At 55.5% G+C, this 12661-nt stretch carries 9 protein-coding genes; 5 read left to right on the forward strand and 4 right to left on the reverse strand.

The genetic code is table 11. From position 1 onward, the window contains the following. Positions 1 to 39 precede the first annotated feature (39 nt). From AC6T8Q_RS05220 to AC6T8Q_RS05235, 4 genes are all read left to right on the forward strand, one after another. The gene (locus AC6T8Q_RS05220) at positions 40 to 1404 is read left to right on the forward strand and encodes a hypothetical protein (protein ID WP_500678064.1); all 1365 of its coding nucleotides are present in this window, start codon (positions 40 to 42) and stop codon (positions 1402 to 1404) included. Between the two features lie 65 nt (positions 1405 to 1469). Beyond that, the gene (locus AC6T8Q_RS05225; RefSeq protein ID WP_500678065.1) at positions 1470 to 3542 is read left to right on the forward strand and encodes a hypothetical protein; all 2073 of its coding nucleotides are present in this window, start codon (positions 1470 to 1472) and stop codon (positions 3540 to 3542) included. A 411-nt stretch (positions 3543 to 3953) separates the two neighbouring features. Beyond that, positions 3954 to 7619: a type II secretion system protein GspD gene (locus AC6T8Q_RS05230; RefSeq protein WP_500678066.1), complete on the forward strand. Its 3666-nt coding sequence runs from the start codon at positions 3954 to 3956 to the stop codon at positions 7617 to 7619. A gap of 71 nt (positions 7620 to 7690) precedes the next feature. Then, entirely contained in the window at positions 7691 to 8098 is a 408-nt protein-coding gene (locus tag AC6T8Q_RS05235) for a DUF423 domain-containing protein (RefSeq protein WP_500678067.1), read from the forward strand. Positions 8099 to 8205: 107 nt separating this feature from the next. On the opposite strand, the gene AC6T8Q_RS05240 is transcribed toward AC6T8Q_RS05235, so the two are convergent. From AC6T8Q_RS05240 to AC6T8Q_RS05255, 4 genes are all read right to left on the reverse strand, one after another. Next, positions 8206 to 8799, reverse strand: a complete 594-nt coding sequence (locus tag AC6T8Q_RS05240; protein ID WP_500678068.1) for an RNA polymerase sigma factor — start codon at positions 8797 to 8799, stop codon at positions 8206 to 8208. A 171-nt stretch (positions 8800 to 8970) separates the two neighbouring features. After that, entirely contained in the window at positions 8971 to 9243 is a 273-nt protein-coding gene (locus AC6T8Q_RS05245) for a hypothetical protein (RefSeq protein ID WP_500678069.1), read from the reverse strand. A 480-nt stretch (positions 9244 to 9723) separates the two neighbouring features. After that, positions 9724 to 10305 (reverse strand): DUF2513 domain-containing protein, encoded by a 582-nt coding sequence (locus tag AC6T8Q_RS05250; protein ID WP_500678070.1) that lies wholly within the window; start codon positions 10303 to 10305, stop codon positions 9724 to 9726. Positions 10306 to 10429: 124 nt separating this feature from the next. Then, entirely contained in the window at positions 10430 to 11698 is a 1269-nt protein-coding gene (locus tag AC6T8Q_RS05255) for a hypothetical protein (protein ID WP_500678071.1), read from the reverse strand. Between the two features lie 171 nt (positions 11699 to 11869). Between AC6T8Q_RS05255 and AC6T8Q_RS05260 the strand changes: the two genes are divergently transcribed. Then, entirely contained in the window at positions 11870 to 12526 is a 657-nt protein-coding gene (locus AC6T8Q_RS05260; protein ID WP_500678072.1) for an orotate phosphoribosyltransferase, read from the forward strand. Positions 12527 to 12661: the final 135 nt, after the last annotated feature.

The following is a 12661-nucleotide window of genomic DNA, read 5'->3' on the forward strand; positions in this document are numbered from 1 at the left end:
AAAACAAAACATACCGTTTTTTAGTTTGAGGAAATCTCGATGGATCAAGTGCGGGCAATAGCCAAAGTGATTTGGCAACAACGCTTTTGGGTGCTGAGTGTGCTCGGCCTCCTAATCGCGGTAATTTGTTGGAAGATGGCAGCTGGCGAATTGGATGCGCAGTTCGCGACGCGCAAATCGGCCATCGACGGCATGTTCACTGCCATTCAAGGCTTGAAAAACAAGTCCGTGCATCCCAATCCTGTGGTGAACGAAACAGAAGAAGCCGTAGTTGCCGGGCAAACCCAGATCGTCCAGTCGGTTTGGAACACGCTTTACAACAAGCAAAAAGACTCCGTGCTCAAGTGGCCCAAGGAATTGGGACCGCAGTTTGTTGAATATATCGAAAAACTGAAATTCAAAGATCCGATCGACTCGTCCATGCGATCGATTTATCAGAACTACATCGGTAAGCGTTTCGACGGTTTGCTGGAAATTGTGCAGGCGCAAAAGCTGGCCGAAGGGAGCTCTGGTGCGGGTGGTGGGTACGGAGGACGCGAAGGGGGGTACGGCGGGGGTGAAGGCGCTTATGGCGGCGTGGCGGACACGGGCGCGATTGTGGAAGACTACATCGTGCAGTGGCCCGAGCAAGACAAATTGCGAGCCAAGCTCTCTTTCCGCGAAGCGAAACCTTCGGCGATGCAAATCTGGGTGACACAAGAAGATTTGTGGGTCTACGAAACACTGCTTAACGTGATTGCCAAGACGAACGAAGCCCGCGGAGCAACCCGCCCTGACAACGCTGCGATCCGCACGATTTTGGCATTGGAAGTGGGAGCGAGTGCATCGATGGGCTTGTCTCCTGGTCAAATTTATATGCCTTCGGCGGCTCCTGGTGGTGGCATGGGCGGCGAAGGAGGCATGATGTCCCGTGGGGGGGAATACGGCGGAGGGATGCCTGGAGGTGAAATGTCGATGGGTCGCGATGGCATGGGCGAAATGGGTGGCTATGGCGGAGAAGGGGGAGGCGACCCCGCGGCTATGGATGCAGCGCTTCTCGCGGGACGTTACTTGGATGATGCCGGAGCACCCGCGGCAGACGTTGGTACCGAATATCGCCAGCTCCCCATTCGCATGGATCTGGTGATCGACCAGCGCTATATCCCTCGGTTGTTGATTGAATGTGCGAATTCACCGCTGCCGATTGAAGTCAAACAATTACGAATTAATCCCGACAAATCGATGGAAGGGTTTGGTGGCCAAGGGGGCGGAGGGGCCTACAGCAGTATGACGAGCTCGAGCGGACCGGTTGATCCGATTTACGTGCAACTGCTTTTGAAGGGCTCGGTGTTCATTTATAACGAGCCCACCAGCGATCCCGGAGCCGCGCCAGCTGACGACAGCCAACTCGCGGTAGGTCAGTAGTTTTTTAACAATAACTGAGTAGTTGTTGCCCAAGTTTTAGAAGGATTCGAACAGGAGAGCAGGCCATGAAAACCAATCTTAAGGGTGGAAACGCCGTCGTGCGATTGTTGCTGGCCCATGGCGAGAAAATCGGCATGGCGGCAATCTTGGCCTGTGCCGTTTTGCTGCTCTGGTCGGCGATGGGTGTGCCGCGCATGGAAGCGGGTAAAGACCCTGGCACGCTGACCACTCAAGCCAGCGCTGCGGAACAGCACGTCAACAGCTTCGACTATCAGAAAGTTGCGGAGGTCGACCCCGCCGCCGTGATCGAAAAGGTTCAAATCGATCTGGCGTCGATGAAAGCGGTCGAGCCCGAGCATTTTCCGAATATTGCCCCTCAAAATCCTTACATCGTGCAACCGCAGAAACCGAGGACCGATCCCGTATTGCTCACGGCGGAAGACCTCGAAGTCCGGGCTGATTCTGGTCTTTGGGCAACGGCCAACCCCGACACGATTAAACAACGGCAGCTGGAGGCTCTGGCTGAGCTGCAGAAAGAAAAGGCCGAAGCAGAAGCTCGTGAAGCGCGTGAGCGCGATGGGGATGAAGGCGAAGGCCGAGGGCGCCGCGGTCGTGGACGCGACGAACGGGAAGAAGAGGAACGGCCTCGTGGTCCGAATTCCACGATCGTACTGCAACCCGGTACGGGCGTGGAACTCGAAGGTTTTGAAGATATTCGCGCTCAATCATGGGTGACCGTCTTAGCACGAGTGCCGATCAAAGCTCAGAACCGTTTGTATGAAGATGCCTTGGAATCGGCTCGTGGTTATCAACCCCAACGCGACATGCCGACTTATAAGGGTTACTTAATCGAGCGAGCTGAAGTGACTCCTGAGGGCCAGGGAGAATGGAAAAAGCTCGCCGTTGTGAACAAGGAAGTCTTGATCAAAGAGCTTGCGACCTATCCCGTGAATCCTCAGGAGGTTGTCGCCGCGAAATATGTGCATCCATTGCTGACCCACCCGCTGCCTCCGTTGATTTTGAAGGAATGGGACGACCGCGCGAGTCATTCTTCGATTCCGCTGGCGGCCGACGAGGAAGCCGCGATGATGGAAACAGAAATGACTCCCGTGGAAGAAGATCCTGCCGCAGAGGATGCTGATGGAGAAGATGACATGGGATTCGGGCGCACAGCGCCTCGGGCTGGTGAAGTGCCTCCTGGTGGTTACATGGAGCGCGGCGGCTACGGCGGCGAAGGCGGATACGGGGGTGAAGGTGGTCGGGGTATGTACGGTGGCGGCGGCGAAGGATACGGTCGCGGTGGTGGTGGTATGGATGGGGGAGGAGGCTATGGTCGCGGGGGCGAAGTGGGCTACGGTCGTGGTGGCTCGATGGGTGCAGGCAGCGCCGTGGAAATTGGTGAATTCAGCTGGGATGGAAAAACGTCCGATGTGCTGTTGCGCTTCTTTGATAACACCGTGCAGCCGGGACATCGTTATCGCTATCGCGTTAAGCTGGCCTTGCAGGACGTGAACGACGGCGTTCCCATCAAAGATTTGGACAAAACAGTCACGACCCGCCGGAACGAGATCAAAACGCCCAAGATGCGCAGCTTCCGGCTCACCGAATGGAGCAAACCGAGCCCGATTGCCAGCGTGCCGTTGCCCGCCCGTTTGTACGTGATGAGCGCTGAGCCTGTGAAGGAAGGGGTTTACAATTCTCAGCCGGAAGCCGAATTGTTGATCAAAGCTCTGAACAGCGCTTTTGCCGCAGAAATTGCCTTGGCGGAATCGTTCACTCGTGGCACAGTCATGAATCTGCGTGAAGCAGCGAAGGTGGTTTGGTCTAACCAGTATGAAGTCGACAAAGATCCTGAGTTCGATTTTACGACTGGGGCGACACTGGTGGATATCCAAGGTGGCGACAAGCTGAGCAGCAAGAATCGTGATTTGCTCGCCCCGGCAAGGGTCGTGTTGATGGATGCGGCCGGCAAATTGACCATCAAAGAAGAACTCAACGACTTACCCACGGTCAAGGAATACAAAGCGATCCTCGAAGCGCCACAAGATGAGCGGGGCGGCGGTTATGGGGGCGAAGGGGGCTTTGGCCGGGGGGGTGGCGGTCGCGGTGGTGGAGGCCGTGGACGAGGCGGTTTCTAGGAATTTATCTCTCGACAAATGCTAACCTAGCCAGGTCGCCACGCGGTCCTGCCCGAATTTTGTTTTGTGGCCTGGCGTGCGTCTCGCCCCGGCTAGGTTTTCCTTCGCTTGTTAGGACTCAGCATGGCACGGCGCGTGTACTGCTAGCATGCGCAATCTTTTCAGGACTTCTTCCTGAGTTTCTTTTCTGCACTTGACGCGATATAGCGTGCCAAGTATTTAAACCCCCCTCTCGTGCCAGAAATCTCTGGTTACGGGCGGAGTTCGGAGATTTTCATTCAGACATCATATGGGATGGCTACGCGGCCAAGCAGAATTGAAAGTTCACGCCTTTCGCGTGTCTAGAAACTGCTTACCAAAGCGTTGCGAGACTCGGCCATGGATGGCAAACGTCTCGAAAGGAGTATCGAGTTGAACCGGTTCATCAAAAGAGTTGGTTGGCTGTCGACGTTGGCGATTTTGTTCACCATGTCGCGGGTTCATGCCGAGACACAAACCAATTCTCCAGGCGGGAATGTTTCGACCGGTCAGGCCGGTGCACTGACGCACGCCGACATCGACCAAATCTTGTCGAACGCGCGGCAAGCAATGGCACAGGGCGACTTGGCGAAGGCCGAAACGCTGGTCAAGCGGGCCGAAGCCGTAAATCCCAAATATCCCGTGTTGCACTTTGGTGACACACCGGCCCGTGTTCGCCGCGATTTGGACAAGCTCGCCCAGAGCCGTCCCGCCGGCAAGCAAGCACCTGCCGCCAAGGTTGCTAAGGAAAACGGCGTCACAAATCCGTTCACGGCCGCTCAAGCGGCCGCACCGGCGTCAACTGGGAATTCGTCCGCTCTGATGGGCTCAGCCCCTCATGTGAATATCCCTGCTGCAACAACTCCGGCTGGGACACGCGAAGATTGCGATGCCGAAATTCTGGCTGGTCGTCGTGCGTTGATCGTCGGAGATTTGGTGCAAGCCGCCAAGCATTTGGAACAAGCCCAAGCGTGTGGCGTCGCCTATACCGACGGCGAAGATTCACCAGCCACGTTGGCTCAGTCGGTAGCCGATCTGAAGCAACTCAAAGGGAACCAGGACGATTCGTCGAGCTGGAAGTACAACTACGCGAAATTCCTGACCGGCCAGGGTCAGATTTTGTTGGGATGGGGCGATTTGGATAACGCCGAACGGGCCGCCTCGGAAGCAAGCCAATTAGTGACGGCAGTCAAACTGGCTGACCCTGCTCCCAATCAATTGCTGGCTCGGATCGCACAAACACGCAAAGAGCGTAACAACGCCAACAATCAAGTGATCGTGGATCAAGCAATCGCCCCGGCCGCAGCTGCGTTGCCTGTGGATTTGACTTTGCCGACCCTTGAAGAAGCAGCAACCCCTGAAGTGCCGCGGTTGGCTCAATTGCCGACTCCGGAACCCTTGCCTGCGACCGACACAACGCCCCCAACTCCGAATCTCATGCCGGAGCAGATGGATGGTTTTGCTCTGTTGCAAGAAGGTGAAATCGCGCTACGGGCCGGTGACCGTAATCAAGCTCTCAGATTATTCCGTATGGCCCATGCTAAGCGGAACGAAATCGATTTAGAGAACCAGCAGCGTTTGCAGGATCACTTGCAGATGCTCGCGAGCAATCCAACACAAGGCGCTTCTCAGGCCGATTCTAACCTGCTGGAGGATGCGTCGACGGGCCAGGCAATGATTGCCCAGCAACTGTCGGCTGATATTGGTAAGCGTCAAGCGGAAGCCCACAAGTTGCGTGAGAGTGAACCCAGGAAGTCGCTCGCGATTTTGCAGGAAGCCGCCGAGGTCGTCACCAAGAGTGAACTCGACGAAAGCACCAAAACACAACTTCTGCGTCGTTTGAGCCTCAGCACGGCCGAAACCGAACGCTACATCAAGGATCATTCCGCGGAATTGGAGTTGGATGAAGCGAACGCCAAAGTTTTGGCCGACGTCGAACGTGAACGGGCCGTCAAAGAACAGCTGAGGACCAAGATGGCTGAAATGGTCGATCAGTTCAATCAACTTCGCGATGAACAGCGCTACGGCGAAATGGAAGTCGTCGCCAAGCGGCTGTACGACATGGCTCCGGATGATCCGGTGGCTCAACAGGTATGGGAAAATGCCAAGTTTATTCGCCGCACGATTCTCAACAACGAGATTCAAGAGCTGAGCGAGAGTGGCGTCGCCAACGCATTTTTGGACATTCGCAAAACCAGCGCTGAAGCTTTGGCAGATTCGACCAACCCGATCAATTACGATGCGGAAACTTGGGACAAAATAGTTAATCGTAAGGGTGCCACGGATAGGGACGGTTACAAATCCAAGCAAGAATTGGAAATCCAAAAGAAGCTCAAAACTCCGGTCCTTCCCAACTATGACAAGATGCCCCTTTCGCAAGTCATCGACAGTTTGTCGAAACTTGCCGGGATCAACATTTATCTCGATCCGCGCGGACTGGGCCAGGAAGGTGTTGAACCTGATACGCCGGTCTCGCTGACCTTGAGCAGCGAAGTTTCCTTGGAAAGCGCGCTCAATCTGATTCTCGAACCCTTGCACCTGACGTACATGATCAAAGATGAGGTGCTCAAGATCACCAGCGAACAGATTCGCGATGGCGAAATGGTCCGGGTTGTGTACAACGTGGCCGACTTGGTGATCCCCATTCCGAACTTCGTTCCCAGCAGCAATATGGGTCTGCAGGGTTTGATCAACGATGCCTATGCCAACATGCCCTTCAGCAACGGTTCGCGAACTTCGAGTCCTGTAGCGATGGTGCCGACGGCCCCTCCGGGCGGTGGCGGTACGATGCCTGGCGGAACGCTGGCACAACAGTTTGGCAATAGTGCGCCCGGAGGATCTTCGGTTCCCGTCGGTGGCGGGCCTGGCGGTCTGGGTGGTGCGGCTAACGCCGACTTCGATTCGTTGATTGATTTGATCGTCTCGACCGTGGAATACGACACCTGGATGGAAAACGGTAGCGGTGAAGGTGAAATTCAACCTTTCCCGACGAACCTGAGTCTGGTGGTCAGCCAAACCCAACGTGTTCACGAGCAAATCGTCGATCTGCTGGAACAATTGCGTCGTCTCCAAGATCTGCAAGTGACGATTGAAGTTCGCTTCATCCGTCTGACCGACAGTTTCTTCGAGCGGATCGGTATCGATTTCGACTTCAATATCAGAAGCAACTCGAGTCTGACATCTGCATCAATCACACCAAACTATCAGGGGCCAAGTGCCACGGTGGGCATCAGCGCCGATCCCGACGGTTTGGCCGATCCACTGCCTGACTTTACCGTAGATTTGGACGTACCGTTCCGTCAGGGAAGCTTTGGGCTTGCCAGTCCTCAGTTTGGAGGTCCACAAACGGTGGGTGAATTCGGTTTTGCTATTCTAAGCGATATCGAAGCATTCTTCCTAATCAATGCATCTCAAGGTGATATCCGTGCTAACGTTTTACAGGCACCTAAGGTTACTCTTTTCAATGGTCAACAGGGCATCGTGGCTGACACGTCGCTGCGGCCGTTCGTGATCAGTGTGATCCCGGTCGTGGGTGAATTTGCCGCGGCTCAGCAGCCTGTGATTGTGGTGCTTTCGGAAGGAACATTACTCACGGTTCAAGCCGTGGTATCGGACGACCGGAAGTATGTGCGTCTCACATTGGTGCCATTCTTCAGTCAGATCGGCGACGTGGATACGTTCACTTTCGAAGGTTCGGAAACGACCTCGACTTCGAGTAGCACGACCGAGCAAGGTGAAGACAACAACAGCGACGAGGAAACGGAAGAGGTGATCCGCAGCGGCACTACGGTGCAATTGCCGACTTTTGACATTATTACGGTGGCAACCACGGTCAGCGTGCCGGACGGTGGTACGGTGCTGTTGGGCGGCATCAAGCGATTGCGAGAAGGTCGCAACGAATTTGGTGTGCCATTGTTAAGTAAGATCGCTTACGTCGACCGCTTGTTCCGCAACGTCGGCATCGGTCGCGAAACCGACAGCTTGATGATGATGGTTACGCCACACATCATTATCCAAGAGGAAGAAGAAGAACGTCTTGGCATCAACCAAGGCGAGTAATTCTCGGGACTTCACAACACCTCCGGCTTCACTTATCGTGGAGTCGGAGGTTTTTTTATGGAGTCAAAAACGTGAATAGTCGAACGGCAATCATGCTGGGGGCCTTGCTCGCCGCGGCTGCGGTTGGCTTAGGGGCGTATGGCGCTCATGGGCTCGAAAAGCAAGTCGTGGCGCTAGGCTACGACGCCGATCTCGCCAAGCGGCTTGGCTGGTTTGAAACTGGCGTGAAGTATCACATGTATCACGCTTTAGCATTGATCGTAGTGGCGCTCGTGGCGGAACGATCAGCCAAAAGCCGCCTGCTGCTAGCCGCACCCGTGCTATTTTTTGTCGGGATAGTTCTGTTCAGCGGTTCGCTCTACGCCATGACGTTTTTAAGTTCGGCGTGGAGCAAATTGGGCGCGATCACGCCGCTGGGCGGTTTGGCGTTCATCGTGGGTTGGGTCTGTTTGGCGGTGGGTGCACGCAGAACGATTTAGCCACGGTGCTTGCACCGTGTTAAAAGCAAACGAAAAAAGGTCGGAGACCGACATCGTTGCCAATCCCCGACCCGTCCAGGAAAAACTCTTGGAGACCTTAACGCGGTTCACACCGCTTGAAGGCACTCCAATTCTTTGGCCAGCCGCTTCCGAGCGACGTGCAACCGACGCTTGATCGTGCCGACCGGGGCTTCAAAATCATCGCTCATTTCCAACAGCGAACGGCCTTGCAGGTAGAACGCCACAAGTGTGCTCCGGTCGAGCGACGACAATTGTCCCAAACCGTACCGCAGTTGATCGTATCGTTCGTTGGTGAGCAACGAATCGAGCGGAGCAACATGTCGATTGTCAGGCCGATCCATGGTTTGTGGCTCGACCGCGATCGAAGGAGGACGCCGAGTGCTGCGGTTGATCGACTGTCGGACGGCAATCGACCGCAACCACCCCGCGAAGGCCGCGGGTTCGGTTAACTGGTACAACTTTTCGAATGCCTTGATGAACACGTCTTGAGCAACTTCCTGCGCCTCGGCGTGGTTACGCAACCGCTGCCAGCAGACGGAGTAGACCATCCGCTCGAAACGATTGGCGAGCTCGCCGAAAGCCTCGGATTCGCCATCCTGGGCGGCCATCACCAACTCGGCAGTGGTGGCTTCCACAGGTTCTTCTAATTCAAGGTACTCATCTTCCAGTAATGCGGTCATGGTTCTCTCGCTTATGGAACCGACGGTGGCCCCAAGGCCAGGCGCGGTTAAATATTGGTAAAAATCGTGGCAACGAATGCACAGCAACCAAGGCAATGCCGGGGGCAGTTGGCTGCTAGCGGTCGGGCTGATTTTGGGGGAAGCGTTGCTAGTGCTTCAGAATTCCCAAGCTCAGGCGACTGAGCGGGTCGTAACTCGTACGACGTGCCGCTCGTGCTGCTTTGCCGTGGCAAAGCAGTGGGCCGGTTTGGCCGTCATAGCGGCCATAGCGAGCCCATGCCAACGTGCGTCGCGCATATCGCCTGACAGGCGTGACGCATACCAACGCAGCGCTGATAGAGTGGCGCGCAAGGGGCGTACGACTTCATTGCGGACGATCAGCGCGATGCCTTGGCAAATGCTTTGAATGCCAATATTGCTGATGTTCGTGTGAAGATTACGCATGGTGACCCTCGCTGCGCTCTGCGCTGCTGAAGAGAACCTAAAGGATAAAACGGTCAGATTTTTTTACGCGACTGTGTGAAAGTGACGCTTGAAAAACTGACTCCACTATTGGAGTTTCGCTACCGAACTAGTTGCGGTCAAGCGAAACCTGACCCAACGCCGTCCTCGCCCAGCGAGCGAACTCCCTACTGACTATGGTTTCGTCGCGAAGGTTCGCGGTAGAACCGCAAAAATTCGGACGATCCCGAAAATTAATCTTACGCCATAACTTGTTGATAAATTACAACTTATGACTAAATCCCTGCTTGACTCGACTCGACGAAGCGAAAAATTTTCGCATTTGCAGGGCTCCGACGCGGACCGCTGCCAGCACGGCTTGCCGCGAGCCGGTTTCAACGTGCTCGTGGGACACACACGAAAAAAGGCGCTGCCTTTGGAGGGCAGCGCCTCGATTCATCACCGATCTCTGCAGATCGTTGCTTAGATCAAATGTGTCGGGAAAGCCGTTTCGTAGTCCAAGTCGTACCGGCCGTCGGATTCGACGTCGGCCAAGTAATGCAAAGGTCGTTCAATCACATTGTCTTCGGTCGGACGCACGCGCACATAACGGACGCGATTGCGAGTTGCGCGGGGTTCGGTTGTTGTCACGTATCGCGGGTGTCGGGCTAGGCTCTGACGCACCCGGGGCACGTAGTCGCGTGGTCCAACGGCAAGACGCACGAGGAACGTGCGAATGACGGTCAGCGATTCTCCGCCGGTTCGTTCCTGGCAGAGCCATTTCGCTTCGCGCCAGAGGGATTCGTGCCGGGCGAGTTCCAAGAATTCGTGGCCATCGTAAGTGAGCCGTACACAAGGCACGCCAGCGGTCGTGCGGTCGACTTCTTTCAAAAAGCCGCCATCGATGAGAAGCCGCAAGTGATACCGGACTCGCTCGTCGATCTCGAAGCTCGTCGAAGCATGTTCGTGAATCGTGCCGTTGTGCAGGACACTGACCGAGCAGTCAGCGCCGCGGGCTTCGATGTCGAGAAGAAGTTGTCGCGCTAAATCCAAATCGCGTTTCATGATGTGCACCTCCATTTGCACTTGGGAGCGGGTCGGCCGCGGCGAAATAGTGCGACGGCATTTGCGGCAATGTGTGCTGGATCGACCTTGCGAGTCAATATGAATTTTGATGCTAGCAATTTGGCTAGAGCTGGGCTGTCGTTTTGCTAAGCGAATTTGAGGACCGCCTGCTGCCGCCTGCGGCTAGGAAGAGAATCGTTAGCACCAAACCGCTCGGCTCGGGGATGGCCTGTGTGCTGCTGATTGAGCCTGAGGCCTCGTACTGTTGTTGCCAGAGCGATAAGTCAGCAGCCGAGCCGTTGTTTCGCTGCCAGGCGAGAAAATCGTGGCCATCAATGTCACCGTCGTTGTCGAAGTCGGCGCTGGGGACGGGAACGGTCACATACTGATTCCCAGCGATGTTGGCTAAATTGACCGAACTGGGGCTTCCCACGTTTGCTTGCAGCACCCCCGTTCCAGCGAATTGATTCGAGATATGCCCATGATTGCCGTTGCCGATGAAGGCGGTGATCTTGATGTCGGCCGTGGGATTGCCCAACACCGACAGCGGCAGCGAGAACTCAAGGCCGGTGAGCACGTTAGCCGGATTGCCGGTCGCCGCACCGCTGCCGGAGTTGACTCCTTGTGTGTTGCTGTTGTTGATCGCCATCAACAAATCGACATCATTTAGAAAATCGCGATGACCGCGTGTGTTACCAGGGTCGTTCACCAAATCAATCGGCTCGGCAAATTCGTGCTCGGGGGGTGTACAATTTGTGTCGCTTGGCCCGCTGCAACCATTGTTGAACTGATCGATGGGCTCACCAACTCCGAGTCCAGGTTCGATGCCCGACGCATTGCGCTGAAAACCAATCTCGCTTTTATTCCCGCTGGGGCCTTGGGTCAGGTCGGCAAAGTAAGCGGACAAAGTCCAAATGTTAATTCCCGCCCCGAACGTATGATTGCCGTTCGAGAACGTGAGAAAGTGATCGGCCTCGAAACCAGTGTCGAAGCGTAAACCGTCAAAACGTTGCAACGCCCCGCTCCCCGAACAACAGTAGGGATCAACCTGAGCTGGCAAGTTGCTTCCGACGATTTGATTCATGCCCCCCGGCTTGGAGTCAATGAACACGCTGAGCTTATTAAAGTTGTCTTCCAAGTTGCCGGTGATCAACACATAAAGCCTTTGATCGCGAACGGCGGCGAACACCTGATCGATTTCCGAGCCCGACTTGGCGGCCTTCGGGTCGCCATTCGTCGAGTTGCCGTACCCCGTGTTCGTGTTTTGTACCGATCGCGCGGCACCGTAATCGGCTTCATCGCCAACGAAAGTGCCGTCGACCGCGATTTGCGCTTGGCAGAGATTCGTCGCGGCCAACAAAGTTAGCAGAATCACAAAAGAGAAGCGGAACATGCGAAATAAACTGAGTTACAAAAGAATCAATGAGGAGAACTGACAAGTTGCCATTCTACTCGTTCCCGTGCTCTTTTGCCGCGCAATAAACCGTGGTTTCTGGCCGCGTTTGCAAGATTGTGGGGCCTGCTACAATCGAGTGATTCCCTCATCTTCATCGTGAGCCCTCCAATGTCCGAGAATTCCGCGACCGCTGAAACCCGGCAAATTTTGGTCGATTGCCACGCACTACTGGCCGACGATCACTTTGTTTATATCTCGGGCGACCATGGCAGCGGCTGGATCGACAAGGACACGATTTTCGTCGAACCGCAGCGAATCCGTCGGCTCACGCTCCTTCTAGCCGAGGCGGTAAAGCATTTTGATGCGGAAATTCTCTGCGGCCCGGCGACCGGTGGCTTGGTGGTGGCCCAGTGGACCGCCTTCGAATTGGGCCTGCCGGCAGTGTTCGCCGAACACACGGCGCCACGTTCCTCGCAATTGCGCGGCGATTTCGCGTTTCATCGTGGTTACGACAAACTCGTGGCGGGGAAGCGCGTGCTGGTCGTCGACGACGTGGTGAACACTGGGCTCTCGATCCGCCAAACGTCGAATGCCCTCCGCCAGGCGGGCGCCGATGTGATCGCCGCTGCGGCGCTAGTCGATCGGGGGAATGTCACGGCCGCCGATTTGGGCGTGAACGATTACGCCTATTTGTTGGAATATGACATTCCCGACTGGTCTGCCAGCGAGTGCCCGCTCTGCCAAAGGGGCGTGCCGGTGAACACCCGTTACGCCCACGGGCAGGATTTTCTCGATGCCCAGCAGCAATCCAACGGCGTTTCTTAAACTGCTGAATTCAAAAGTGAACCGCCGAGGGTACCAAGAACGCTAAGAGGACGGCCACAAAATCCCTGCGAAATTCTTATTAAATTCTTCTTTTCTTGGCGAATGTGGCGATCTTGGCGGTTCCATGTTTTCGCC

The sequence above is a fragment of the Bythopirellula sp. genome (assembly GCF_041737835.1).
GTDB lineage: Bacteria > Planctomycetota > Planctomycetia > Pirellulales > Lacipirellulaceae > Bythopirellula.

What these genes read in the sequence shown, in the direction of transcription:
- AC6T8Q_RS05240 (WP_500678068.1), bottom strand. Translation starts at nt 8,799, where the DNA reads ATGACCGCATTACTGGAAGATGAGTACCTTGAATTAGAAGAACCTGTG.
- AC6T8Q_RS05225 (WP_500678065.1), top strand. Translation starts at nt 1,470, where the DNA reads ATGAAAACCAATCTTAAGGGTGGAAACGCCGTCGTGCGATTGTTGCTG.
- AC6T8Q_RS05250 (WP_500678070.1), bottom strand. Translation starts at nt 10,305, where the DNA reads ATGAAACGCGATTTGGATTTAGCGCGACAACTTCTTCTCGACATCGAA.
- AC6T8Q_RS05220 (WP_500678064.1), top strand. Translation starts at nt 40, where the DNA reads ATGGATCAAGTGCGGGCAATAGCCAAAGTGATTTGGCAACAACGCTTT.
- AC6T8Q_RS05245 (WP_500678069.1), bottom strand. Translation starts at nt 9,243, where the DNA reads ATGCGTAATCTTCACACGAACATCAGCAATATTGGCATTCAAAGCATT.
- AC6T8Q_RS05255 (WP_500678071.1), bottom strand. Translation starts at nt 11,698, where the DNA reads ATGTTCCGCTTCTCTTTTGTGATTCTGCTAACTTTGTTGGCCGCGACG.
- AC6T8Q_RS05260 (WP_500678072.1), top strand. Translation starts at nt 11,870, where the DNA reads ATGTCCGAGAATTCCGCGACCGCTGAAACCCGGCAAATTTTGGTCGAT.